This is a genomic window from Microbispora sp. CL1-1, assembly GCF_012034195.1.
Lineage (GTDB): Bacteria > Actinomycetota > Actinomycetes > Streptosporangiales > Streptosporangiaceae > Microbispora.
The window spans coordinates 87011-110846 of record NZ_JAATEK010000001.1 but is presented as its reverse complement, the minus strand read 5'-3'; the positions used below and the strand labels follow the sequence as shown (position 1 = coordinate 110846).

The following is a 23836-nucleotide window of genomic DNA, read 5'->3' as shown; positions in this document are numbered from 1 at the left end:
TAGCCCATGCCCCTGGGAGGTTCGAGAGTGTTCAACTCCGCCGATGACGTCCTCAAGTTCATCCGGGACGAGGGTGTGCAGTTCGTCGACGTCAGGTTCACGGACCTGCCGGGGACGACGCACCACTTCACCTTCCCGGCCGAGAACTTCGGGCCGAACGTCTTCACCGACGGCCTCATGTTCGACGGCTCGTCGATTCGCGGGTTCCAGGCCATCCACGAGTCGGACATGCTCCTGCTGCCCGACCCCTCCACGGCCGTGCTCGACCCGTTCCGTCAGCACAAGACGCTGAACATCAACTTCTTCGTGCACGACCCGCTGACCGGTGAGGCCTACAGCCGCGACCCCCGCAACGTCGCGCGCAAGGCCGAGGAGTACCTCAAGGGCACCGGCATCGCGGACACCGTTTACTTCGGCCCCGAGGCCGAGTTCTACATCTTCGACGACGTCCGCTTCGAGACGAAGCAGAACGCCGGTTACTACTACATCGACTCCATCGAGGGCGCCTGGAACACCGGCAAGGCCTCCGAGGGCGGCAACCTGGGCTACAAGCCCCGTTACAAGGGCGGCTACTTCCCGGTCCCGCCGATGGACCACTTCACCGACCTGCGCTCGCAGATGGTGCGCAACCTCATCGACGCCGGCATCGAGACCGAGATGCAGCACCACGAGGTGGGCACCGCCGGTCAGGCCGAGATCGACTTCCGGTTCGGCACGCTGCTCGAGACGGCCGACAAGCTGATGCTGTACAAGTACATCATCAAGAGCACGGCCATCCAGGCGGGCCGTACGGTCACGTTCATGCCCAAGCCGATCTTCGGTGACAACGGCTCCGGCATGCACTGCCACCAGTCCCTCTGGAAGGACGGCGAGCCGCTGTTCTACGACGAGGTCGGCTACGCCGGTCTGTCGGACACCGCGCGCTACTACATCGGCGGCCTGCTCAAGCACGCCCCGTCGCTGCTGGCCTTCACCAACCCGACGGTGAACTCCTACCACCGCCTGGTGCCCGGCTACGAGGCCCCGGTCAACCTGGTCTACTCGCAGCGCAACCGCTCGGCCTGCGTCCGCATCCCGATCACGGGGTCGAACCCGAAGGCCAAGCGCATCGAGTTCCGCGTGCCGGACCCGTCCTGCAACCCGTACTTCGCCTTCGCCGCCATGCTCATGGCCGGCCTCGACGGCATCCGCAACAAGATCGAGCCGCCGGAGCCGGTCGACAAGGACCTGTACGAGCTGCCGCCGGAGGAGGCCCGCAACATCCCGCAGGTGCCGGGCTCCCTGGAGAAGGTGCTCGACGCGCTCGAGGCCGACCACGACTACCTGCTGGAGGGCGGCGTGTTCACGCCGGACCTCATCGAGACGTGGATCTCCTACAAGCGCGAGAACGAGGTCGACCCGATCCGTCTCCGCCCGCACCCGCACGAGTTCGAGCTCTACTACGACGTGTGACCGGTGACCGCGCGATGACGTGCATGGTCGTCGCGCGGTGATCCGGCCCGCCTCGGTTCCGTCCGAGCGGCGAGCACCACATCGAGGGCGGCGTTCGGCGCCCGAAGAGGTCAGGAGCGACGCGAGGCGGTGCCGCGAGTCGTGGAGCCGGAAAGCCCGTGGCAAGGTCCCGCACCTTGCCACGGGCTTTCCGCATTGCGCGCTGCAAAGCGGCCCTCCCCCGGCTTGCCCGCGTTGATGATCGCCCGCACGGCCGCTGGGTGCTCAGGGCCTTTGGGCCACGTCGAAGGGCGGCAGCTCCGCCAGGCCCAGGACGGCCGCCGGTGGGAAGTCCAGCCATGAGCCCGGCGGGTCCTGGTTCAGATTGCGCAGGTGCTTATCGATGAAGCGCTGCGTGTCGCGCAGGACCCTGGCCGCGGTGGCGGCATCGATGGCGCCGTCCTCCAGCGCGTCGGCGAACTCGTCGAGATCCAGCACTTCGTAGTGTCTGTTGAACGGGGGCACGAGGATGTCCACGTAGTGGTCGTGGACAGCCAGCTCCTTCGGGCCCGCTTCCTCCAGTTCGATGAGGTCGATATACCAGCCGCCTTCGAGCGCGTCGACGAAGGTGACCGGCTTTCTGATCTGTACTCCTTCGTCGGCGATGACGAAGCAGCGATCGGTCGTGGGCCGGCCCGGAACCCGCCACGGGGGAAGGATCTCGACGTCGTGAACCACGATGTTGTCGCCGGTCCGGACACCGGAGCACCATTGCCCAGTGCCGTGGTGAACGCGCACCTCTTCAAAGGTCATGAGTCGCAGCATGACCGCGGTGGGGAACAGCGCCTGATCGCTCCCAGTTGCGCTCAAGGATCACGGCCGGGGAGATGGGACGGCTGCCGCCGGTTAATGTCCTCTCGTGACAACTACGGACGACATCCGACGCTGGGCCACGGCACTGCCCGAAGTCGAAGAGGTCAGTCACTTCCGGTTCCACGTTCCCGTGTTCAAGGTCAGAGGCCGGACCTTCCTCGGCATGGGCAGGGACGAGACGACGGCCGTGTTCTGCGTCGCCGAGCAGCAGGCCGTCGACGCGGCGCAGGCCGACCCGTCCGTCTACGAGGCCGTACGCCGTCCGGATGCGCGGAAGAGCTTCCTCGGGCTGCAGGTCGAGCTCGGCAGGGTCCCGGCGGAGCGCGTCAGGAGTCTCGTGGAAGAGGCATGGCGTCAGCAGGCGCCCAAGCGCCTGGTGGCCGAGCATGACCGGCACAGACCGGCCTGAGATCGTATGAAGACGGGACCATGGTTCCGGCCCGCCGAGGGTCGGCACGGGAGGTCAGACCGGGAGCGTGGCCCGGATCGACGCCGCGTCCTGATCGCGAAGATCACCCCCGCGCCTCTCCCAATCGGCGGCGACCACGTACCGCCGGGCTCGTGAGATCGCCGGCTTGGCCGGGGGGATGATGGAACTTTCCGCCCTGGAGGGCCTGCGCCTGACCGGGGTCACGGCGGCCCTGTTCACCCATGAGTCCGACGCTCCCGAACTCCTGCACGTATGGCTTCATCTGGAGACGACGACCGTCGTGGTCCGTGACACCGCCGACTGGGCTCTGTGCGTCGTGCCGGACGAGCCGGGAGACGGCTACACGATGGAGGAGCTCGGCAGCCGGGTGGACATCGTGCCCGCACCCGCCGAGGTGCCCTTCATCCGGCATGTCGGCGAGCGGCTCGTCCAGGTGAGCGAGGGATTCGACCCCGACGATCCCACCCAGTGGGTGGGGGCGGAGTTCGTCTTCGAGACGGGACGCGTGATCGCGCAAGCCTTCGGGGGCGACCTGCGCCTATCTCACGCCTCCCCGTGACGAACGGTCACTTCCCCAGGGCGGGGGTACGGCGCAGCAGGAGGGTGAGGGCGCCGGTGGCGGTGAGCAGGAGCACGGCGAGGGCGACCACGCCCGGCCATCCGGCGTCCGTCCAGGCGCGGCCCGCGAGGCTGCCGAAGACGGAGGACCCGAGGTAGTAGGTGAACAGGTAGAGCGAGGCGGCCTGGCCCGTGGACGCCCCGCCCGCGTGCGCCCGGGCCGGGACCCAGCCGCTGGCCACACCATGGACGGCGAAGAACCCCGCGGTGAGGAGCGCGAGCCCGATGACCACGACCGGCAGCGAGGACGGCAGCGTGACCAGCGCGCCGGCGACGGCGAGCAGGCAGCCGAGCGGCGTCACGGTCCTGCGTCCGTAGCCGTCCGCCAGCCGGCCGAACACCACGGAGCTGACCGAGCCGATGGGATAGACGAGGAACATCAGGCCGGCGGCTCCGACGCCGAGGTGGAACGGCGCGCCCGCGAGGCGAAAGCCCAGGGTGTTGAACACCGCGACCAGGGCCCCCATCGAGCACCCGCCGATGCCGTACAACGCGAGCAGCCCGCGGTCCGACACCACGCGCAGGCTCCCACGGAGCAGGGCAAGTACGCCTGCCGGGGCCGCGGTGAAGCGCCGGGAGGCCGGAAGCAGGACGCGCACGGTCAGGGCGCACAGCAGGCCGAGTGCGGCGACCGCGGCGAGCGCCCAGCGCCAGCCGCCGGCCTGGGCGACGGCGCCGGTCAGGAGACGGCCGGCCATGCCGCCCAGGGCCGTGCCGCCGACGTACAGACCGGCGGCGCGGGCGTGCGTGGACGGGCGCAGTTCCTCGCGCAGGTAGGCGGTGGCGACGGCGGGGAGCCCTGCCAGCGTGATGCCCAGGAGCGACCTCAGGACCATGAGCGCGGTCCAGCCGGGGGCCAGCGCGCACGCGGCCGCGACGACGGCGGACGCCGTCAGCGACAGGTGGATCAGCCGCGTACGGCCGACGACGTCGGACAGGGGGCCGGCCACCAGCAGCGCGACACCGAGCCCGAGCGTGGTGAGCGACACGCTCAGCGTGCTCTCCGCGGTGGACACCCCGAACTGCTCGGCGAGCTCGGGCAGGATCGCCTGGGTGCTGTAGAGCAGCGCGAAGGTGGCGACCCCGGCGGCGAACAGCGCGACGACGACCCGCCGGTATCCGGCGGTCCCCGGCAGGTGTCCCTCCACGGCGGAGGGCTCAAGAACAGCGGTCACCCGAACGACTGTGCGCTTTCTGACTCCATGCGTCCAATGCGGTGAAAGTCGGTTTTTGATGCGTGATGCGTATGATGGCGCTCATGCTGCTCCGGGATCTGGCCTGGCTGGTCGCCCTCGCCGATCACCAGCACGTGACCGACACCGCCGCAATCCTCCGCACGAGCCAGCCGACGCTCTCGCGCGCCCTCGCCCGCGTCGAGACCGAGCTCGGCACCCGGGTGTTCGAGCGCGCGCCGGACGGCGTCCACCTGACGCCCAACGGGAGGCTCGTGGTGGCGGCCGCGCGCGACCTCACGGCGCGCTACGAGCAGTTGCTGGCCGACCTCGGGAGCCTGCTCGACCCGGACACCGGCGTGGTGCGCCTGGCCTTCCTCGACTCCATCGCCACCTCCCTCGTCCCGCGGCTGCTGCGCTCCTTCCACGAGCACGCGCCCCGGATGCGCATCCTGCTGCGCCAGGAACCGGCGCACGAGATCGTGCACGATCTGCGCACCGGGGCCGCCGACCTCGCGATCATCTCGCCACGCCCACCTGGAGATTTCGGCTGGCACCCCTTGCAGGAGGAGCGGCTGGTGCTCGTCGTGCCGCCGAGCCACCGGCTGCGCGACCGGGAGGAGGTGGACCTCCGGGAGCTGGCGGACGAGGAGCTCGTCACGACACCGGTCGGCTTCGGCTACCGGGCCCTGGTCGACGCGCTGCTGCGCGACGCCGGGGTGTCCCCCGCCGTCTCGTTCGAGAGCCAGGATCTCGCGACCATCGAGGGCCTGGTCGCGGCGGGGCTCGGCGTAGCCGTCGTCCCCGAGCCCTTCGCCGGCCTGTCGGGCACCGTCGGCGTCAGGATCGCGGCGGAGGCCGCCCGCCGCACCATCGGCCTCACCTGGCGGACCGACCACGCCCCGGCCGCCCCCGCCACCCGATTCCGCGACTTCGTCATGGCGCCCGCCCTACGATGACCGGATGCGCCAGGCCGACCCGGACCCGTACTGGAACACCAACGTCGCCCGGCACCCGGGCATCCTCCGCGCCGTCCCCGAGGGGTGCGGTGACGCGCTGGACGTCGGCTGCGGAGACGGGCTGCTCGCCCGGAAGCTGACCGGCCGGGCCAAGCGCGTGACCGGCGTCGACAGGTCGCCGGAGATGATCGCGCGTGCCCGCGAGCTCGCGGCCGGCCTGCCCGGGCTCGCCTTCGTCGAGGGCGACTTCCTCACCGCCGCCCTGCCCGCCGGGGAGTACGACTTCGTCTGCTCGGTGTCCGCGATCCATCACATGGACTTCGAAGCCGCGCTCACCAGGATGCGCGAGCTGCTGCGTCCCGGCGGCACGCTGGTGGTGGTCGGCCTGGCCCGCGAGGCGTCCGTCGCGGAGTGGGCGGCGACGATCGCGGCCGTTCCCGTCGTGCGCGTCACGAAGGTGCTGCGCCGCGCACACGAGCCCGAGGGGATGCCGATGACCGCACCGCGGATGAGCTACGGGCAGGTGCGGTCCGCGGCGCGCCGCCTGCTGCCGGGCGTGCGCTATCGCCGGCATGTGCTCCGCCGATACTCCCTGACCTGGACGAAGCCCGGCCGCTAGGTCAACTGTCCAGGGCCCGGCGGTAGCGGATCTCGGTCAGCGGGAAGCCGTCCGACTCGTCGTGCAGTTCGGCGCCGTCGGGGCGCCAGCCGCCGCGCTCGTAGAACCACCGCGCGCGGCTGTTCCCGTCGACGACCCAGAGGACGGCCTGCTCATATCCGGCGGCAGTGAGGCTGTCCAGCGCGGCGGCCATGAGACGCCCGCCGACCCCGGCGCCCCATACCTCGGGCATCAGGTAGATCGCCGAGATCTCCGCCACCGAGGCGGGATCGACGTCGTCGTCCCGGCCGGGGCCGAACGAGGCGAACCCGGCGACCGAGCCGTCCGCCTCCGCCACGAGGACCTCCGCACGCGGCGGGGCGGACTCCCCCAGCAGGCGCTCCCAGACGGGCAGGCGCATGGCCGGGGTGAGCCCGTCGAGGTAGGCCTGGGGCATGAGCCCCGGATAGGCGGCCTGCCACGACCGGACGTGGACGACGGCGATCGCCTCCGCGTCCGCCGGTTCGGCACGTCTGATGACCATGCACGCTCCACATCCGTTTTCCGCTGCCGCCGCCCCGTTATACACCTCGCTGCCGCGCACGGAACAATCGGGTGATATCCCATAAAAAGGCTGCCGAGAGTGTTTTGTGTGGCCTAATCTCGTCGTCCGTGAAACTCGCCAAGATCGCGCTCGCCGGCACGGTGGCGCTGGGGCTCGTCCCGGCCGTCACCGGCACGGCCGCCGCCCAACCGGTCAAGAGCAGGACCCTCACCGACAACCGCCTGTACGGCGCGGGCCCGCTGCCGGACACCACGTGCCGGGAAAGGCGCGTGAAGAAGGGAGACGCGAGGTCCGCGAAGCTCTATCTGAACGAGATGCTGCGGTGCCTCACCCGCACCTGGGGCACCGAATTGCGCCGGGCGAATCTGAAGCCGTCGCCGGTGAAACTCACGTACGCCACCGAGGTGCCGGCGAAGTACTGCGGCGACAAGTGGCGCAAGGGCGATTGGGACGGCTTCTACTGCGAGACATCGCGCACCATCCTGATCGTGCTTTCCAAGGACCTTTTGCAGGAGCCGGGGGATCTCTACCTCTTCAACCTGCTCGCGACGAACTACGGGGAGCACGTGCAGAACGTCACGCGCATCTACCGGGCCTGGCTCGACCTCGACCACCGGAGCAAGGCCGAACTCACCGAACAGACGCGGCGATACAGCCTGCAGAGCTCCTGCTTCGCCGGAGCCTCCCTGCGAAGCGTCTGGAAGTCCTTCAGGCGTCCCCGCGAGGACTGGGACGATCTGCTCTTCTACCTGCGCGGCTGGGCGGGCACGTACAGCGGGAGCCGGAAGTCGCTCACTTACTGGGCCAACGAGGGATTCAAGACCGGCGACCCCGCATCCTGCAACACCTGGACCGCCCCGTCCTCGAAGGTGGCCTGACGTCGCCGCAGCCCTGCGTACGGCGGCCGGGACGCGGGGCGTCGAACGGGCATGACCTGCCGGCGAGCCGGCCGCGGGCGAGCGTGCCCGTCAGCCGGCCGTCCACGGGTGGAGCTTGTCGGGGTTGCGTACGGCCCAGATGCGCTTGATCCGGTCGCCCGCGATCTCGAACGCGAACACCGACACGGTGACGGCGTCCTGCTGGGCGATCAGGCCGGGCCGGCCGTTGACCGTACGCTCCAGGAGCGTCAGGCCGGACACCCTGGCGGCGAGCGCGGCGAAGTGACGTGCGATCCGCTCGCCGCCCTCGATCGGGCGGAGCAGCGCGGGGGCGATGCCGCCGCCGTCGGCGATTCCTGTGGCGCCGGGGTCGAGGAGCCCGATGAGCGCGTTGATGTCCTGGGCCTCCCACGCCTGCTTGAACTCCCTGACGACCGCGGCCTGCCGGGATGCCGGCGGCGCGGCGGCCTGGGAGTCGCGGATGCGACGGCGGGCCGAGGACGCGAGCTGACGGCAGGCCGCCGGGGTCCGGCCGACGATCTCCGCCACTTCGGCGAAGGAGTAGCGGAAGACGTCGTGCAGGACGAACGCGACGCGCTCGGCCGGGATCATCGCGTCGAGCACGACGAGGAACGCCATGCTGACCGACTCGTCCAGCGTGACCTGGTCGGCCGGGTCCGCGCCGATGCCGTCCGGCCGCCCGGTGGCCCGGTCCGCGGGGTCGGGCAGCGGCTCGGGGATCCACTCGCCCACGTAGGTCTCGCGCCGGGCCCGCGCCGAGGAGAGCAGGTTGAGGCAGATGCGCCCGGCGACCCTGGTCAGCCAGGCGCCGGGGGACGCGATGGCGTCCCGCTCCCGCGGTGACATGGCATACCAGCGGGCGTAGGTCTCCTGGACGACGTCCTCGGCCTCGGCCAGGGAGCCGAGCAGGCGGTAGCCGAGGTTGATGAGCTGACGCCGCTCGCTGATGATCGCGCTCAGGCCCGCGTCCGACCGGTCGTGTCCTGGTCCGGGGTGATCGGTCATGGTTCCGGAAGCTCCCCTGGGTCGTGTGCTGCCCTTACCGGTCCGACAAGACAGCGCGGCGATCTGTGAGGCCGGGCCGCCTCACATTCCGGGCCGCCGCGTTGTCGTACTGCTCGAAGCACCGGCATCAGCACTGGAGCAGGAGAACGATGACGAAGATCGGGATCATACTCGGCAGCACCCGCCCCGGCCGCAGGGGCGAGCAGGTCGCCACCTGGGTCCACGAGAGGGCCGCACGCCGCACCGACGCCGAGTTCGCGGTGGTCGACCTGCTCGACCACCCGTTGCCGCACCTCGACGAGCCGACACCGGCGATGCTGTCAGCGGGCCGGTATCAGCACGAGCACACCAGGGCCTGGGCGGACACCATCGCCTCTTTCGACGGGTTCGTCATCGTCACTCCCGAATACAACCATTCGGCTCCCGGCGTGCTCAAGGACGCCCTCGACCACCTGTACGCCGAGTGGAACAACAAGGCCACCGGGTTCGTCTCGTACGGCATCGCGGGCGGCGCCCGCGCGGTCGAGCAGTTGCGGCTGGTCTGCGGGGCGTTGCAGATGGCGGACGTGGCCCCGCAGGTCGCGCTGCCGCTGCAGACCGAGTTCGAGGACTACACCGTCTTCAGGCCGGGCCCGCACAGTGTCGGCGCCCTGGACACGCTGCTGGACCATGTCGTCGCCTGGAGCACCGCCTTGGCGCCGCTGCGCGCCGCCACCCCGGTCACCGTCACCTCGGCCTGACATTTCCCGGCACTGTCCGGTCGTACCGGTGAGAACCGATTGAAGGGACGTACAGCGATGCCTACGCGACGCGAGGAAGACGAAGCCACGATCAGGCGGCACATCGGCAGGGTCGTCGAAGGGATCCGGGCCAAAGATCTCGACGCACTGAGGCGGCTCTACGCGACGGACGTCGTGTCCTTCGACGTCGAGCCGCCGCTGCAACACGTCGGGATCGACGCGAAGCTGAAGAACTGGGCGAAAGTGTTCGCGGTCTTCGAGGAGGTCGATTACGAGGTGCGCGACCTGACCCTCGCCGTGGGCGACGACGTGGCGTTCGGGCACTGCTTCGGCCGGCTCAGCGGCACGCTGGCGAACGGGACGGCGACGAACGGCATATGGGTCCGGGGCACCTTCTGCTTCCGGAAGACCGGCGGCGAGTGGCTGATCGTGCACGACCAGGCTTCTGTGCCGCTCGACATCGCCAGCGGCCGAGGAGTGACCGACCTCGAACCCTGACAGCCGCCGGTGAACGCCCCGGGCCGCAGTGGCCGGGGCGTCACCGGAGCCGAAGGCCCCTCGGGCCCCCGCCGCTGCCGTGGTAGGTCCACATCTCGGCGAGCAGGCCGTCCTGCACGCGGATGAGCCAGACCAGAGAGGCGCCGTCCGCGTCCTGGCCGCGACCGGCGTTCCCCACGACCGCCACCAGGTCACCCTCCCCGAGGATGGCGTCGATGCGGAACCGGAGGTCCGGCTGCGCGCCGCGGATCCGCTCGATCGCCTCGCGAACGCCCTGCGGCCCGGCCACCTCGGGATGCGCGTGGTCCACCCAGCTCGGGCTCAGGATCTCCCCGGCCGACGTGGCGTCGCCGGTGTTCCACATCTCGAAGTAGCGCGTGGCGAGCCGCCGGGGGGCGCTCGGCCGGTCGTCGTCGGTCATGGTCGTTTCCCATCCAATGCGCGTACGGGTGACAGGGACAGCAGGAGCGGCCACAGCAGGGTGGCGGAGCCCAGGATGATCAGGGCGGGGCGCAGGCCGATCCAGGTGCCCAGGGCACCGGCCAGCAGCGGCCCGAGCGGCAGCAGGCCCGCCCGCATGAAGTGGGTGGAGCCGTTCATCCGGCCGAGCATGCCGGGCGGGCACAGCGACTGGCGCGCGGTCTGGGCCGCGGTCGTCTGGACCATCCCTGCGGCCGTCAGGAAGGTGAAGACCAGCCCGACGGTCCACTGGCCGGCCAGGCCGGGCGGCACGAGGGGGGTGACCAGCTCGAACGGGGCCGACAGCGCAGCGCCCAGGACGATCACGCGACCCATGCCGAACCGGGCCGTCACCCGCCCGGCCACCATGCTCCCGGCGACCCCGCCGACAAGGCTCAGGCCGTAGACGAGCCCGGCCGCCCGGGGGCTCCAGCCCAGCTCCCGCACGACGTACAGCAGCCACATCGAGCTGATCCCGCGCAGCAGCACGGCGCTGACCGCCCCGGAGAGGGCGAGCACGCGCAGCACAGGATGGGCGAGCACGAACCGGAGCCCCTCGGCGATCTCACCGAGGAAGCGCCCGCGGTGCGGTGTGCGCTCGGGCTTCGGCTCCCGCAGGCGCATCGACGCCAGGGCCACGGCGCTCACGGCGTACGAGAGGGCGTCCGCGGCGACCGCGCGGGCGGCGCCGACGAGGCCGACCAGGAAGCCTCCGACGCTCGGCCCGGCCATCTCGGCGAGACCGCGCGCGGTGTTCATCTTGGCGTTGCCGTCGGTGAGCCTGTCGCCGCCGAGCAGCACCGGCGTCAGGCTGCCTGACGCGGTGCCGAAGACCACGCCGAGCGCGCCGACGACCAGCGTGACCACGTAGAGCTGGGTCATCGTGACCCGGCCCACGACGGCGGCGATCGGCACCGACGCCATGGCCAGCGCCGACCCGGCGTCACAGGCGATCATGAGGCGCCGCCTGCGGTGACGATCGGCCAGCACGCCGGCAGGCAGCGACACGACCAGCGACGGCAGCGTGCCCATGGCCCCCAGCACCGCCACTTCGAACGTGGTGGCGCGCAGCCCGGCGACCGCGACCATCGGCAGGGCGATCCAGCTGATCTGCGAGCCGAACAGGCTCACCGTGTGGCCGCTCCACAGCAACATGAAGTCCCGGTGCCGCCACAGCGACCCGGCCGGCCCTCGCCCGCGCACCCGGCCGACCGTACGCACGCGCGTCGGCCGCCGCAACCCGATATCGCGGCCGTGGCACGCGACCGGTCAGGAGGGGGTGGAGCCGGAGGTACGGCCGCGCAGGCCGCTCACGCGGCGCAGGATGTCCCACCAGAACGGCGCGCCGAACAGCAGGGCGACCAGCGTGACGAGGAACCCCGGCCAGTGGCCCGGTGACGTGAGGCGCTGCCACCAGTCCCCGCCGCGCCAGGCCCACACCGGGCCGTCGGCCGCGTCCATCGTGACGCTCACCGGGGCGTAGGTGAAGATCTTCACGAACGCCGGGGTGCTCAGCACGTCGGTGACGCACGCGTACGGGTCCTGGCCGGGCGCGCACTGCTCGCGCAGCGGTTCGAGCGCCTGGGGACCCGTATCGCCGAAGGCCGTCACCGCGCTGCGGTAGGCGTTGTCGCGCAGCAGGGTCTTGCCGAACTCCAGGGAGTCCATGCTGAACACCAGCGTCACGACGAGACCGAGCGCGACGATGACCCAGCGGACGTAGCGGCGGTAGAGCAGGCTGAGCCGCTCCATCTCACCGTCGAACCAGTCCTCGATGCCGCGCCGGAACGCCTCCAGGTCGTGGCTGGCCCTGTCCCACACGGCCTTGAGCGGGCGGGAGAAGGGGCTCTTCAGCGCGTCGAGGTCCCGCATGAGGGCGTCCACGCCGCCGTGCTCGGTGGCGATCTCCATCACGGCGACGGCGAAGCGCGCGGGCGGGATGTCGGCGATGCTCGTCCTCCCGCGCTTGGCGTGATCGATCTCCTGCAGCCGCTCGTGGAGCAGCTCGGCCATCGACTTGCCCAGACCCGGCGGCAGCACGCCGCCCCCCGCGCCGGCCCCCGCGCCGTCCCCCGCGCCGGCCGGGGCCCCGGCCGTCCCGCCCGCTCCCGCGCCGACGTCCGCCGGCTCCACCGTGAGGACGGCGATCTCCTCGGGGTCGGCCTGCCCGGCGGTGTGCGCAGGGTCCACGCCCTCCCCTGCCGTCTCCTCCTCGGACGTCATCTGAATGGTCGTCATCTGTTCGGCGGCCACGGAGCCCGCGGCGGCGGTGAGCGGCGGGCTCTGCGTCGGGGGCGGCTGCCGGCTGAACGCGGGCCGCGGGTCCGGGCCGAACGGCAGCCGCGCGAACACCCCCATCACGCCGGCGGGCAGCCGCGAGCGGCCCTCCTCCGGCGACACCGCCCGCACCGCCTGCGCCGACGCCGTGCGCGCCGTGCGGCCGAACCTCCTGAGCGCGTCCAGGATCCGGTCGAGCCGGGAGGTTCCGTCCGCCGTCTCCGCGCCGTCGAGGGTGTCGCGCAGGTATGCCCACAGAAACTTGCTGCGGATTCCGAGCAGCCTGACGATGCCCTCGTTGATGCCGCTGACGAGAAGCGACAACAGCAGGAAGGCCAGAATCAGACCGATAGCCAGGTCTGCGTAATACGAGATCAAAGAGATCACCCGTACCGTTGATACAGCGTCGCCACGGTGAGGGCAATGAATTCCGCGATTCCGGATTTCGATCGGACGACCGGGCGGGGGTGCGCACGGATAAGATCAGAAAAACCCCCTTCCCCCCGGAGCATGTGATGGCCGACGAAACCCCCGCTGCCGCGAAGCTCGACACCTCGGTGCCGCATCCCGCCCGGGTGTACGACTACTGGCTGGGCGGCAAGGACAACTTCGAAGCCGACCGCGCGGTCGCCGAAGCGGTGAAGGCCGCCTCTCCCGGGGTCGTCCAGGGCGCCCGGGACAATCGGGCGTTCCTCGGCCGGGCCGTACGGTTCCTCGCGGAGCAGGGGATCACCCAGTTCCTCGACATCGGCACCGGCATTCCGACCCAGGGCAACACCCACGAGGTCGCCCAGTCCGTGAATCCGGCGGCCAGGGTCGTCTACGTCGACAACGACCCGATCGTGATGGTCCACGCCCGCGCGCTGCTGCGCAGCGCGCCGGAGGGCAGGACCGCCTACATCGAGGCCGATCTGCGCGACCCCGACGCCATCCTCAAGCACCCCGACACGCTGGCGACGCTCGACTTCGACCAGCCGATCGCCGTGGTCATCGTGGGCACGCTCATGTTCATCAAGGACGAGGACGACCCGTTCGGCGTCGTCAGGCGCTACACCGACGCGGTCGTGCCCGGCAGTTACCTCGCCGTCACCCACGTCACCGGCGACTTCGCCCCCGAGAGCCTGGAGGCCTTCGCCGAGGCGTACAACACCGGGCCCGTGCCGCTCACCTTGCGTACCGGCGCGGAGATCGCCCGGTTCTTCGACGGCTTCGAGCTCGTGGAGCCCGGCCTGGTGGCGGTCGGCGAGTGGCGCCCGGACCCGGACGAGATCCCCTTCCTGACCGGCCGCGTGCACGGCGGGTACGGGGCCGTGGGCAGGAAGCTCTGACCATCCCCCGCACTGCCCCCTCCACCCGGCCCGTACGGAACCACCCGGCCCGGGGCCGGAGTCAGTCCTCGTAGAAGACGCGCTCCACCACGGCCCGGGCCCGCCGGGTGGCGCGCCGGTAGTCCTCGACGAAGTCCTCGGTGCCCTCGGGGGGATAGCCGAGCGCCCGCGCGAGCAGCACGCGCTCCTTGACCGAGGTCGGGATGCTGTCGGACGCCCGACCGCGCACCAGCATGAGGGCGTCGCGGATGCGTGACGCGAACAGCCACGCCTGCGCGAGCACCTCCTCGTCGGCCGGGTCGAGCAGGCCCTCCGCCGCCGCCGCGCGCAGCGCGTCGAGAGTGCGCGTCGTACGCAGCGCGGGGGTGGCGCCCGCGTGCCGCAACTGGATGAGCTGGGCCACCCACTCCACGTCGCTCAGCCCGCCCCTGCCGAGCTTGGTGTGCAGGGCGGGATCGGCCCCGCGCGGCAGCCGCTCGGCCTCCATGCGCGCCTTGAGCTTGCGGATCTCGCGTACGGCGTCCGCGGAGATGCCCCCGGCCGGGTAGCGCAGCGGATCGACGAGCGCGATGAACTCACGGCCGAGCTCGGGGTCGCCCGCGCAGAACCGGGCCCGCAGCAGCGCCTGGGCCTCCCAGTGCGAGGCCCAGCGGTCGTAGTAGGCCCGATAGGAGGCGATCGTGCGCACGAGCGGCCCCTGCCGTCCCTCCGGCCGCAGGCCCGCGTCGATCTGCAGCGGCGGGTCGGGCGCGGGCAGCGCGAGCAGCCTGCGCGTCTCCTCGGCCACCGCGTGTGCGGCGTCGGTCGCGTCCCTGTCGGCCACCCCCGGCAGCGGCGCGTGCACGAACATGACGTCGGCGTCGCTGGCGTAGGAGCTCTCCAGGCCGCCGAGGCGGCCCATGGCGATGACGGCCATCCGCGTCGGGAACGGAGCGCGCCGTTCCAGCGTGACCTTGTTGATCGCCGTGTCGAGCGCCGCCTGGATCGTGACGTCGTTCAACGACGAGAGGGCCTGGCCGACCTCCTCGATGTCGATCAGCCCCGACAGGTCGGCGCAGGCCGTGCGGAGCAGCTCCCTGCGGCGCAGCGCCCGCACGGCGGCGACGGCGGTCTCGGCGTCCTCCGCGTGGCGGCTCACCGCGGCGGCGGCCTCGGCGGCGAGCGTCGCCGCGGGCCGTACGGCCAGCTCGGCGGGCGAGCCCAGCATCGCGACGGCCTCGGGGGCGTGCAGCAGTAAAGCGGTGACGTATTTGCTGGTGCCGAGCAGGTGGGCGAGGCGCTCGGCCACGGCGGTCTCGTCGCGCAGCAGGCGCAGATACCACGGCGTGGCGCCGAGCTTGTCGCTCACCTGGCGGAAGCCGAGCAGGCCGGCGTCGGGGTCGGGGGCGTCGGCGAACCAGCCGAGCATGACCGGCAGCAGCGTCCGCTGGATGGCCGCCCGGCGGGAGACACCGCTGGTGAGCGCGGCGATGTGCCGCAGCGCGCCCTCGGGGTCGGCGTAGCCGAGCGCCTGCAGCCGCGCGGTGGCCGCGGCCGCGGACAGGCGGGCCTCGGTCTCCGGCAGCCGGGCCACGGCCTGCAGCAGCGGGCGGTAGAACAGCTTCTCGTGGAGCCGCCGCACCTCCAGCGCGTGCCGCTTCCACGTTGTGGTGAACTCCCCCACCGGGTCGGTCGTCATGCCCAGGCCCCGGCCGAGCCGCCGCAGGTCGGCGGTGTCCGACGGCACCACGTGGGTGCGGCGCAGTCGGTGGAGCTGGAGCATGTGCTCGACCTGGCGCAGGAAGGTGTAGGCCTCGGCGAGCGCCTTGGCGTCATCACGCCCGACGTAGCCGCCCCTGGACAGGGCGGCGAGGGCCGACAGCGTGGCCCGGCGGCGCAGCAGCGGGTCGGAACGGCCGTGCACGAGCTGGAGGAGCTGGACGGCGAACTCGATGTCCCGCAGCCCGCCCGGCCCGAGCTTGATCTGCCGGTCGGCCTCGCCCGCGGGCACATGCGCCTCCACGCGGCGGCGCATGGCCTGCACGTCCTCCACGAACTTGGGCCGGGCGGCGGCCTGCCAGACCAGCTCGTTGACCGCGGCGACGTACTGCTGGCCGAGCTCCAGGTCGCCCGCGACCGGGCGCGCCTTGAGCAGCGCCTGGAACTCCCAGGTCTTGGCCCACCGCCGGTAGTAGGTCAGGTGGCTTTCCATGCTGCGCACGAGCGGGCCCATCTTGCCCTCGGGGCGCAGGTTGGCGTCCACCTCCCACAGCGCGCCCTCGGGGGTGCTCGCCGAGCAGGCCCGCATCATGCCCTGCGCGAGGCGGGTGGCGATCTGCAGCGCCTTGGTCTCGTCGACGCCCTCCTTGGGCTCGGCCACGAAGACGACGTCGACGTCGGAGATGTAGTTCAGCTCGCGGGCCCCGCACTTGCCCATGCCGATGACGGCCAGCCGTACGTCGCCCGCGTCGGGCACCTCGGCCCTGGCGATGGCGAGCGCGGCCTCCAGCGCGGCCGAGGCGAGGTCGGCCAGCGCGGCGGCGACCTCGGCGAGCGTGCACTCGCCGGCCACGTCGCGCGACGCCAGGTGCAGCAGGCGGTTGCGGTAGGCGACGCGCAGCGCGTCCATCGCCGGCGTGCCCGGCCCGGCGACGACTCCGCCTGCCATAAGCTCGGCCACGGGTTCGGACGCGTCCGGGTCGGCCCCGACCGCGAGCAGCATCTCCTCGCGCAGATCGCCGAGCGTGGGCCAGCGCGTCCACTGGATCGACGGCAGGCACTCCGGGTGCCGCACGACGTGCTCACCGAGCGCCGCGCTGAGCCCGAACACGCCGAGCAGCCTGCGACGCAGGTCGGGGTCGGCGCGGAACGCCCCGAGCACGCTCGGGTCCCGCTCGACCAGACGGCTCAGGGTGGTCAGCGCCAGATCCGGGTCCGCGGCCCTGACGAGGTCGTCGAGCAGGGCGAGATCGCCGACCGCCTCGGGGCCGAGCTCGTCGAGCAGCCGTTCGGCCCGCGCGCCGTCGGCGAATCCGAGCGCCGCCAGGCGCCCTGCCGTCGTCTGTATCCGAGGCGCGGCGTTCACCGTTCCTTCCTCCACCCCGACGTCGATCACGTCGGCCCCCCGAGACGAACCTTCCCAGTAACGGTACACATGGGACGGAAGCCTCCTCGCAGAGATCGGCCCCCTGCCGCGGAACCGACCTCGGACATCACCGCCCGGCGCCCGCCGGGCTCAGCGCACACGCTAGCCCTCCGTGTTGTGCGCGTCCTTAGCGGTTTCTCTGCGTAATCGGCCCATCACGCGTTTTCGCCGCGCGCTCCTCCGGTCCGTCAGGGCATGTCAGCTCCGGGTGAGCTGGGCCGCGAACGCCTCGGCGAGCGGCCTCCAGGTGCGCCTCAGCTCGTCTCCGGCGGCCCCGACCTGCGCGTTCAGCTCCGCGGCCCGCTCGGGCGGCAGCTCCCCTCCCTCGGTCCAGGAGGCGAAGATCTCGGGCGTGGCCTCGGGGTGGAACTGCACGGCCCACGCCCGGTCGCCGAGCCGGTACGCCTGGTTGGGGTAGCGCGCGCCGGTGGCCAGCCGTACGGCGCCCTCGGGCAGGGTGGTCATGGCGTCGTAGTGATACTGGATCGCCCGGACCGGCCCGTTCCGCGACGCGGACGGCAACGTGGAAAGCAGCGGGTCGGCGGCGGCCTCGGGAAGCGGCTCGATCTCCCCCAGGCCGATCTCCAGGCCCGCGCCGCCGCGCTCGACGGTCCCGCCGCAGGCCATGGTCATGAGCTGGGCGCCGAGGCAGATGCCGAGCGTCGGCACGCCCTCGTCCACGGCACGGGCGATCAGGGCCCTGGTCGCGGGCAGCCAGGCGTAGCCCTCGTCGTCCCAGGCCGCCGCGGCGCCGCCGAGCACCAGCAGCCCGCCGGGGGCGCGCTCGGGCACCGGCTCCCCCTTGTACGGCCGGACGACCTCGGTCTCGACTCCGGCGGCCTCCAGCCACCCCGCGAAGAAGCCCAGGCCGGCCTCGGCCTCGTGCTCGATGACGGTCAGACGTTCACCCATACGGGAGAGCTTAAAGACACATATCAGGACAGGCGATAGCGGACAGGGTCGTACCGTACAGTCCGCATCATGAACATCGATGAGGTCGCCGTCCCCGGCGGACGGCTGCGGATCGCCAGGTTCGGCGGCGGTCCCCGCCTGATCATCGCGGCGCACGGCATCACCGCCTCCCTCATGGCGTGGCGGGCGGTCGCCGACGCGCTGCCACCCGGCTGGTCGCTGGTCGCCGTGGACCTGCGCGGGCGCGGCCACAGCGCCGATCTGCCCGGCCCGTACGGCCTGGACCGGCACGCCGAAGACCTGGAACGCGTCGCCGAGCACGTGGGCGCGGACGGCACGAGCGTGCTCACCGGGCACTCGATGGGCGCCTACGTCGCGGCGCTGCACGGCGCGCACCGGCGTTACGCCAAGGTCGTGCTCGTGGACGGCGGCCTGCCGCTGCCGCTGCCGCCCGGCGCCGACCCCGACGAGGTGCTGGAGGCGACGCTCGGCCCGGCCATCGCCCGGCTCTCCCAGACCTATCCGAGCGTGGACGCCTACCTCGGCTTCTTCCGCGCCCACCCCGCGCTCGCGAACGACTGGTCCCCGCTCATCGAGGAGTACGTCCGCTATGACGCCGCCGGGCCGGACGACGCCGTCCGCTCACGCGCCCGCGAGGACGCCGTACGGCAGGACGGCCGCTGGCTGCTCACCGAGCACGAGGCGATCGGGACGGCGCTGAAGGGCATCGAGCCGGCGCCGCTGCTGCTCCGCGCGCCGCGGGGGCTGCTGAACCAGGACGTCGGGATGCTCCCGGACGACCTGACCGAGCGGTGGACGGCCGAGCTGCCCGGCCTGCGCGACGAGGTCGTGCCGGACTGCAACCACTACACGATCCTGTTCGACCCCCGCTGCGCCGCGGTCGTCGCCGCCCGCCTCACGGAGTGAGCGCGGGCCCCTTCGCGCCCGGCGGCCCTGGACGAGCTCCACGGCCGCCCGGCGCCGGCCCTGCCCTGACCGGCGCAGGGCCGTGTCACTGGCGGGGCAGGATCCAGGTGGCCTTGGCGGCGGCGACGAGCGCGCCGTCCACCTCGTAGACCGCGCTCGTGCCGAACAGCTTGCGGCCGTCGCGGCCCTCCGCCCGGGCGACGACCGAGTATCGGCCCATCGGGTAGACCCGGCGGAACACCTGCCCGGTCAGCCGTCCGAGCAGCGGAGGCTCGATGGGCCGCCGGTCGGGGAAGCTGCGGTAGTGCGCCCACCCGGTGACGCAGTCGAGCGCCGCCCAGACGATCGAGTCGGGCACCACGCCCTGCTCGTCGGTCACGTTGAACGGCACCCGCCAGCCCGCGGCGACGAGCTCGCCGCCGTCGGCGGGGCTCTCGACCGGGCCGGGGAAGATCCGCAGCCCGTCGCCGGGCTCACGCAGCCCGCAGGCGAAGCAGCCCGCGATGGCGTGGCCGTGCCTGCCGGGGAAGCCCGCCTCCGCGCGGGCCGCGTCGGTGAACCGCACGAACGGCGGCGGCGTCAGCGTCTCGGCGACCGGGATCGCCTCCACGAGGTGGCTGTCGCCCTGGCTGAGCACGACGGCGTTGCCGACATGCTCGACGCACAGAGCGGTCTCCAGGGGGACCGGTCTGCGAAGGGTGACCTCCACCGGCGAGTCGTGACCGCGCCCGGTCAGCGTGCCGGCGAGGGTGCCCGCTATCCAGCCGCCGTTGGCGGTGCCCTCTGGTCCCCGGAAACGCTTCGGTACGGTCAGAACGGTCTGCAGCCCCGCAGCCGCCGTCATATGGCCACGTCCTCCCTGAGTCACGTCTTGATACGGCTCACCCGCAAAAGTCGTAACAAGTGAACCGATTTTACTGTTCCGGCGTACGGACCAGCCAAACAGACGGGAGTGTCAGGAAGATTTGCAGCCTGTAACGGCGTGGTGACGCGATCTCCGTCAGAGCACGGGCAGGTAGCGGCCCAGCTCGAACTCGGTCACCTGGCGGCGGTAGTCCTGCCACTCCGCGCGCTTGTTGCGCAGGAAGTAGTCGAAGACGTGCTCGCCCAGCGTCTCGGCGACCAGCTCGCTGTGCTCCATCGCCGAGATCGCCTCGTCGAGCGACTGGGGCAGCGGCTGGATGCCGAGCGCCCGCCGCTCCGCGCTGGTCAGCGCCCACACGTCGTCCTCGGCCCCCGGCGGCATCTCGTACCCCTCCTCGATGCCCTTGAGCCCGGCGGCCAGGATGACGGCGAAGGCGAGGTAGGGGTTGCAGGAGGAGTCGACCGAGCGGAACTCGATGCGGGTCGAGCCGCCCTTGTGCGGCTTGTACATGGGCACGCGCACGAGCGCGGAGCGGTTGTTGTGCCCCCAGCAGATGTACGCGGGGGCCTCGCCGCCGGCCCCGGCGATCGCCTCGGCGCCGCCCCACAGCCGCTTGTAGGAGTTGACCCACTGGTTGCAGACGGCGGTGATCTCCGCGGCGTGCCGGAGCAGGCCGCCGATGAACGACCGGCCGATCTTGGAGAGCTGATAGTCGGCGCCGGGCTCGTGGAAGGCGTTGCGGTCGCCCTCGAACAGCGACATGTGGGTGTGCATGCCCGACCCGGGGAAGTCGGTGAACGGCTTGGGCATGAACGAGGCCCACACCCCCTGCTCCAGCGCCACCTCCTTCATGACCAGCCGGAACGTCATGATGTTGTCGGCCGTGGTCAGCGCGTCGGCGTAGCGGAGGTCGATCTCCTGCTGGCCCGGCGCGCCCTCGTGGTGGCTGAACTCCACCGAGATGCCCATCGACTCCAGCATCATGATCGCGTTGCGGCGGAAGTCGTGGCCCGCGCTGTGCGGCGTGTGGTCGAAGTAGCCGCCGTCGTCGATGGGCTCGGGCTTGTCGCCCTTCTCCGGCCGGTTGCGGAGCAGGAAGAACTCCACCTCGGGGTGGGTGTAGAACGTGAAGCCCATGTCGGCCGCCTTGGCCAGCGTCCGCTTGAGCACGAAGCGGGGGTCGGCGTGCGACGGCGAGCCGTCCGGCATCAGGATGTCGCAGAACATGCGGGCGGCGCCCGGCGACTCACTGCGCCACGGCAGGATCTGGAACGTCGCCGGGTCGGGCTTGGCCAGCATGTCCGACTCGTAGACCCGCGAGAAGCCCTCGATCGCCGAGCCGTCGAAGCCGATGCCCTCGGCGAAGGCGCCCTCCAGCTCGGCCGGCGCGATCGCCACCGACTTCAGGAAACCGAGCACGTCGGTGAACCACAGCCGGATGAACCGGATGTCTCGCTCTTCGAGCGTGCGGAGCACGAATTCCTGCTGGCGGTCCAAGGCGTACCTCACGGAGTCACAGGTCTGGTCTCGTACCAGTCTGCCTGGTGAGTGTTTCACAGGGGTTACGGGGGAGTGTGAGCCGTCGGTCCTGCGGCTCACCACTGGGCCCTGAACGGCGGCGGTCCCCGGGGGCCGCGGGCGGAGACGGTGACGAGGATCACACTGAACGAACCCGTCGGCCGGAGCGTCGATGCCGTTGATCCGGCGTTCCTGACGGCGCGAGGGCATGAACAGCGTCACCGCCGACGTCCGTCAACTCGTGTACGGCCTGCGTCCCCCCGCGCTCGACGACCTCGGGCCGACGGGAGCCGTACGCGCCCTGGCGGAGGAGGCCCGCCTCGGCCTGGCCGCCGGCCCTGGAGTGATCGGCAGGAATCCGGGGTGGTTCAGGGTGATCAGGAGACGGCGGCGAGCGACTCGCCGACCGGGGTGCGCCGGTAGAGCACCTCGCGGCCGAGCCGCCGCCGCGCCACCAGGCCCGCGTCGGACAGCACGGCGAGGTGCTGGCTGACCGCGCCCGGCGTGAGGCCGAGCCGCCGGGCGAGCCCGCTGGTCGAGCCCGGCTCGGCCAGCGCGGTGAGCACCTGCGCCCGGGTGCGGCCGATGAGCGCGGCCAGCGCCTCGGGCGTGCAGGGGGGCGTGCCGTCCGTCCACAGCGTCCCGACGCCCCGGGCCGGGTAGCACAGCATCGGCAGGTAGGGCTCGTACATCACCCAGACGTCGGGCCAGGAGAAGGCGCTCGGCACGAGCACGAGGCCGTCCCCGCCGAGATCGCCCACGTAGTCGCAGTTCTTGGCGGCGACGAGCCGGTCGCCGTGCCAGGCGACGGTCGAGTGCAGGTCGGCGAACAGCTCGCGCACTCCCCCGGCCGCCAGCATGCGTGACCGCCACATGACGTCGCCCTCCAGCAGCGCGCGGATCCGCGGCCAGAACTCCTCGATGGCGACCGTCCAGTACGCCCGAAGCTGGTCGGCCACCCGCCGCACGCCCTCCGCCGGGTCGTCGGCGAACCGCCGCAGCGCCGCGGGATCGGACGTCTGCACCCAGACCATCTCCTCGTACGCCGTGGTGGGCGGCGTGGCGCGCACCCGCTCCAGCTCGGCGGCGAAGTCCGGCAGCGGGGTGTCGGGCGGCGGGGTGAGGAAGTCGGGCACGTAGCCGCGCACCGGGACCAGCGCGAACAGATCTGTGAGATCCACCTCACGCAGGCGCGGCCGTACGGCCCGCAGCCACGGCAGGTGCAGCGAGTGGCGGCCCGGAGCGCGCAGCACCCGGAGGCTGGCGACCAGCTCCCACATCGGAGAGAACGCGAACCGCAGCCGCGCCACGTCGTCCGGCGTGAACCGCCACTCCACCGGCATGATCGCCCCCCGATGTTTCAGCCAGGGCTAAAAGATTGGCACGGCGCGGCCCCGGTGTCCAAGGGTGGACGACGTGACCACAGTGATCAGCAGGACCGGCTTCATCCAGTCGAAGGTCGGGGGTTTGCCCCGGCCGTTCTGGGTGCTGTTCGGCGGAACGTTCGTGAACCGGCTCGGCACGATGGTGGAGCCGTTCATCGGCATCTACCTCACGCAGGCGCGCGGCGTCTCGCTCGCCACCACCGGGCTGGTCATGACCATGTTCGGCCTGGGGTCCCTGCTGTCGCAGCCGGTCGCCGGATGGCTGACCGACCGCCTCGGGCGCCGGATCACGCTGACGGGCGGCATGGTCGCCACGGCCGTCACCATGATCGTGCTCGGCTACACCACCAGCGTGCCGGGGCTCGTCGTGGGCATGCTGGTGCTGGGCATCGTGGTGGACGCCTACCGCCCGGCCTCGCAGGCGATCGTCGCCGACCTGGTGTCGCCGGAGGACCGGCCGAGGGCGTTCGGGCTGCTGTTCTGGGCCATCAACCTCGGCTTCTCGGTCGCCATGGTCGCGGGCGGCTGGCTCGCCCACTCGGGCTTCACCGTGCTGTTCTGGGTGGACGCCGTGACCTGCCTGATCTTCGGTCTCCTCGTGTGGCGGGCGATCCCGGAGACCCGCCCGGCCCGCGAGGACGCGCAGCCCGGCCGGTTCGCCGACGTGCTGCGCGACCGGCTGATGCTGGCCTTCGTCGTGGGCAACCTGGTGTATTCCCTGGTCTACCTGCAGGGCTACACCACGCTGCCGCTCGCCATGACCGGTCAGGGGCTGCCCACGAGCGCGTACGGCATGGCGATGGCGGTCAACGGCCTGCTGATCGTGGTCGTCCAGCCGCTCACCAACGCGTGGCTGGCCCGGTTCGACTCGTCCAGGGTGCTCGCGGCGGGGTTCGCGCTCGTCGGCGTCGGGTTCGCGGTGACCTCCCTGGCGTCGTCGGCGGCCGGGCACGCGGCGGCCGTGGCCGTCTGGACGCTCGGCGAAGTGCTCACGGCCGGGATCCCGGGGGCGATCGTCGCGGCGCTCGCGCCGCCCCACCTGCGCGGGCGCTACTCGGGCCTGTACGGCCTGTCCTGGTCGGCCGGCACCCTGCTCGCGCCCCTCGTGGGCACCCGGCTGCTGGCCGCCGCCCCCGGACTGGTGTGGCCGCTGTTCGGCGCCTTCGGCCTGCTCGCGGCGGTGGGCCAGCTCCTCATCGGCCGCGCCATACGCCGCCGATCCGCTCAAACGGCGTAAACCGGGCCGGATGGGA

At 71.8% G+C, this 23836-nt stretch carries 23 protein-coding genes; 11 read left to right on the top strand and 12 right to left on the bottom strand.

Annotation, left to right across the window (positions count from 1 at the left end; all coding sequences use genetic code 11):
• The first annotated feature begins 27 nt into the window (after positions 1-27).
• On the top strand, positions 28-1452 hold the full coding sequence (gene glnA, locus HCK04_RS00480) for a type I glutamate--ammonia ligase (RefSeq protein ID WP_142644865.1): 1425 nt from the start codon (positions 28-30) through the stop codon (positions 1450-1452).
• Between the two features lie 264 nt (positions 1453-1716).
• Here glnA (HCK04_RS00480) and HCK04_RS00475 read toward each other — a convergent pair whose 3' ends face one another.
• The gene (locus HCK04_RS00475; RefSeq protein ID WP_168065527.1) at positions 1717-2244 is read right to left on the bottom strand and encodes a DUF402 domain-containing protein; all 528 of its coding nucleotides are present in this window, start codon (positions 2242-2244) and stop codon (positions 1717-1719) included.
• Positions 2245-2350: 106 nt separating this feature from the next.
• Between HCK04_RS00475 and HCK04_RS00470 the strand changes: the two genes are divergently transcribed.
• Entirely contained in the window at positions 2351-2713 is a 363-nt protein-coding gene (locus HCK04_RS00470) for an MmcQ/YjbR family DNA-binding protein (protein ID WP_142644863.1), read from the top strand.
• A 178-nt stretch (positions 2714-2891) separates the two neighbouring features.
• Positions 2892-3293 (top strand): hypothetical protein, encoded by a 402-nt coding sequence (locus tag HCK04_RS00465; protein ID WP_142644862.1) that lies wholly within the window; start codon positions 2892-2894, stop codon positions 3291-3293.
• Between the two features lie 7 nt (positions 3294-3300).
• Here HCK04_RS00465 and HCK04_RS00460 read toward each other — a convergent pair whose 3' ends face one another.
• Positions 3301-4527 (bottom strand): MFS transporter, encoded by a 1227-nt coding sequence (locus tag HCK04_RS00460; RefSeq protein WP_205829660.1) that lies wholly within the window; start codon positions 4525-4527, stop codon positions 3301-3303.
• An 83-nt stretch (positions 4528-4610) separates the two neighbouring features.
• Between HCK04_RS00460 and HCK04_RS00455 the strand changes: the two genes are divergently transcribed.
• Entirely contained in the window at positions 4611-5483 is an 873-nt protein-coding gene (locus tag HCK04_RS00455) for a LysR family transcriptional regulator (RefSeq protein ID WP_142644861.1), read from the top strand.
• A gap of 4 nt (positions 5484-5487) precedes the next feature.
• Positions 5488-6102: a class I SAM-dependent methyltransferase gene (locus HCK04_RS00450; RefSeq protein ID WP_142644860.1), complete on the top strand. Its 615-nt coding sequence runs from the start codon at positions 5488-5490 to the stop codon at positions 6100-6102.
• Between the two features lies 1 nt (position 6103).
• Here the strand turns inward: HCK04_RS00450 and HCK04_RS00445 are convergent, their stop codons facing one another.
• Positions 6104-6625 carry a GNAT family N-acetyltransferase gene (locus tag HCK04_RS00445; RefSeq protein WP_142644859.1) on the bottom strand — a complete coding sequence of 174 codons (522 nt, stop codon included), beginning with the start codon at positions 6623-6625 and terminating at the stop codon, positions 6104-6106.
• Positions 6626-6753: 128 nt separating this feature from the next.
• On the opposite strand from HCK04_RS00445, the gene HCK04_RS00440 reads away from it, so the two are divergent.
• Positions 6754-7524, top strand: coding sequence for a hypothetical protein (locus HCK04_RS00440; protein ID WP_142644858.1), 771 nt, complete (start codon positions 6754-6756; stop codon positions 7522-7524).
• A gap of 90 nt (positions 7525-7614) precedes the next feature.
• On the opposite strand, the gene sigJ is transcribed toward HCK04_RS00440, so the two are convergent.
• Positions 7615-8550: an RNA polymerase sigma factor SigJ gene (sigJ, locus tag HCK04_RS00435; RefSeq protein ID WP_142644857.1), complete on the bottom strand. Its 936-nt coding sequence runs from the start codon at positions 8548-8550 to the stop codon at positions 7615-7617.
• A 149-nt stretch (positions 8551-8699) separates the two neighbouring features.
• Here sigJ and HCK04_RS00430 point away from each other — a divergent pair, with 149 nt between their 5' ends.
• Together HCK04_RS00430 and HCK04_RS00425 are read left to right on the top strand one after the other, a co-directional pair.
• Positions 8700-9290: an NAD(P)H-dependent oxidoreductase gene (locus HCK04_RS00430; protein ID WP_168065525.1), complete on the top strand. Its 591-nt coding sequence runs from the start codon at positions 8700-8702 to the stop codon at positions 9288-9290.
• A gap of 57 nt (positions 9291-9347) precedes the next feature.
• Positions 9348-9788: a nuclear transport factor 2 family protein gene (locus tag HCK04_RS00425; RefSeq protein WP_147942248.1), complete on the top strand. Its 441-nt coding sequence runs from the start codon at positions 9348-9350 to the stop codon at positions 9786-9788.
• Between the two features lie 40 nt (positions 9789-9828).
• Here the strand turns inward: HCK04_RS00425 and HCK04_RS00420 are convergent, their stop codons facing one another.
• From HCK04_RS00420 to HCK04_RS00410, 3 genes are all read right to left on the bottom strand, one after another.
• Positions 9829-10209: a nuclear transport factor 2 family protein gene (locus HCK04_RS00420; protein ID WP_142644856.1), complete on the bottom strand. Its 381-nt coding sequence runs from the start codon at positions 10207-10209 to the stop codon at positions 9829-9831.
• Positions 10206-11450, bottom strand: coding sequence for an MFS transporter (locus HCK04_RS00415; RefSeq protein ID WP_142644855.1), 1245 nt, complete (start codon positions 11448-11450; stop codon positions 10206-10208). Before HCK04_RS00415 ends, HCK04_RS00420 begins: the two co-directional genes overlap by 4 nt.
• A gap of 66 nt (positions 11451-11516) precedes the next feature.
• A complete protein-coding gene (locus HCK04_RS00410; protein WP_142644854.1) occupies positions 11517-12911 on the bottom strand; it encodes a hypothetical protein in 1395 nt (464 codons plus the stop codon).
• A 128-nt stretch (positions 12912-13039) separates the two neighbouring features.
• Between HCK04_RS00410 and HCK04_RS00405 the strand changes: the two genes are divergently transcribed.
• Positions 13040-13852 carry an SAM-dependent methyltransferase gene (locus HCK04_RS00405; protein ID WP_142644853.1) on the top strand — a complete coding sequence of 271 codons (813 nt, stop codon included), beginning with the start codon at positions 13040-13042 and terminating at the stop codon, positions 13850-13852.
• 61 nt (positions 13853-13913) lie between these two features.
• On the opposite strand, the gene HCK04_RS00400 is transcribed toward HCK04_RS00405, so the two are convergent.
• The gene (locus HCK04_RS00400) at positions 13914-16916 is read right to left on the bottom strand and encodes a bifunctional [glutamine synthetase] adenylyltransferase/[glutamine synthetase]-adenylyl-L-tyrosine phosphorylase (protein WP_142644852.1); all 3003 of its coding nucleotides are present in this window, start codon (positions 16914-16916) and stop codon (positions 13914-13916) included.
• A 258-nt stretch (positions 16917-17174) separates the two neighbouring features.
• The gene (locus HCK04_RS00395; protein ID WP_142644851.1) at positions 17175-17888 is read right to left on the bottom strand and encodes a type 1 glutamine amidotransferase; all 714 of its coding nucleotides are present in this window, start codon (positions 17886-17888) and stop codon (positions 17175-17177) included.
• A gap of 69 nt (positions 17889-17957) precedes the next feature.
• Here HCK04_RS00395 and HCK04_RS00390 point away from each other — a divergent pair, with 69 nt between their 5' ends.
• Positions 17958-18815: an alpha/beta fold hydrolase gene (locus tag HCK04_RS00390; protein WP_142644850.1), complete on the top strand. Its 858-nt coding sequence runs from the start codon at positions 17958-17960 to the stop codon at positions 18813-18815.
• 85 nt (positions 18816-18900) lie between these two features.
• On the opposite strand, the gene HCK04_RS00385 is transcribed toward HCK04_RS00390, so the two are convergent.
• From HCK04_RS00385 to HCK04_RS00375, 3 genes are all read right to left on the bottom strand, one after another.
• On the bottom strand, positions 18901-19659 hold the full coding sequence (locus HCK04_RS00385; protein ID WP_142644849.1) for a hypothetical protein: 759 nt from the start codon (positions 19657-19659) through the stop codon (positions 18901-18903).
• A gap of 156 nt (positions 19660-19815) precedes the next feature.
• Entirely contained in the window at positions 19816-21177 is a 1362-nt protein-coding gene (gene glnA, locus HCK04_RS00380) for a type I glutamate--ammonia ligase (RefSeq protein WP_142645204.1), read from the bottom strand.
• A gap of 398 nt (positions 21178-21575) precedes the next feature.
• Entirely contained in the window at positions 21576-22541 is a 966-nt protein-coding gene (locus HCK04_RS00375) for a DUF5937 family protein (RefSeq protein WP_142644848.1), read from the bottom strand.
• Between the two features lie 73 nt (positions 22542-22614).
• Between HCK04_RS00375 and HCK04_RS00370 the strand changes: the two genes are divergently transcribed.
• Positions 22615-23820 carry an MFS transporter gene (locus HCK04_RS00370; protein WP_221889843.1) on the top strand — a complete coding sequence of 402 codons (1206 nt, stop codon included), beginning with the start codon at positions 22615-22617 and terminating at the stop codon, positions 23818-23820.
• Positions 23821-23836 lie beyond the last annotated feature (16 nt).

Excerpts from the sequence above, each read along its gene's own strand:
- HCK04_RS00475 (WP_168065527.1), bottom strand. The coding sequence starts at position 2,244 with ATGACCTTTGAAGAGGTGCGCGTTCACCACGGCACTGGGCAATGGTGC.
- HCK04_RS00465 (WP_142644862.1), top strand. The coding sequence starts at position 2,892 with ATGATGGAACTTTCCGCCCTGGAGGGCCTGCGCCTGACCGGGGTCACG.
- HCK04_RS00455 (WP_142644861.1), top strand. The coding sequence starts at position 4,611 with ATGCTGCTCCGGGATCTGGCCTGGCTGGTCGCCCTCGCCGATCACCAG.
- HCK04_RS00450 (WP_142644860.1), top strand. The coding sequence starts at position 5,488 with ATGCGCCAGGCCGACCCGGACCCGTACTGGAACACCAACGTCGCCCGG.
- HCK04_RS00445 (WP_142644859.1), bottom strand. The coding sequence starts at position 6,625 with ATGGTCATCAGACGTGCCGAACCGGCGGACGCGGAGGCGATCGCCGTC.
- sigJ (WP_142644857.1), bottom strand. The coding sequence starts at position 8,550 with ATGACCGATCACCCCGGACCAGGACACGACCGGTCGGACGCGGGCCTG.
- HCK04_RS00430 (WP_168065525.1), top strand. The coding sequence starts at position 8,700 with ATGACGAAGATCGGGATCATACTCGGCAGCACCCGCCCCGGCCGCAGG.
- HCK04_RS00425 (WP_147942248.1), top strand. The coding sequence starts at position 9,348 with ATGCCTACGCGACGCGAGGAAGACGAAGCCACGATCAGGCGGCACATC.
- HCK04_RS00420 (WP_142644856.1), bottom strand. The coding sequence starts at position 10,209 with ATGACCGACGACGACCGGCCGAGCGCCCCCCGGCGGCTCGCCACGCGC.
- HCK04_RS00405 (WP_142644853.1), top strand. The coding sequence starts at position 13,040 with ATGGCCGACGAAACCCCCGCTGCCGCGAAGCTCGACACCTCGGTGCCG.
- HCK04_RS00395 (WP_142644851.1), bottom strand. The coding sequence starts at position 17,888 with ATGGGTGAACGTCTGACCGTCATCGAGCACGAGGCCGAGGCCGGCCTG.
- HCK04_RS00390 (WP_142644850.1), top strand. The coding sequence starts at position 17,958 with ATGAACATCGATGAGGTCGCCGTCCCCGGCGGACGGCTGCGGATCGCC.
- HCK04_RS00385 (WP_142644849.1), bottom strand. The coding sequence starts at position 19,659 with ATGACGGCGGCTGCGGGGCTGCAGACCGTTCTGACCGTACCGAAGCGT.
- HCK04_RS00375 (WP_142644848.1), bottom strand. The coding sequence starts at position 22,541 with ATGCCGGTGGAGTGGCGGTTCACGCCGGACGACGTGGCGCGGCTGCGG.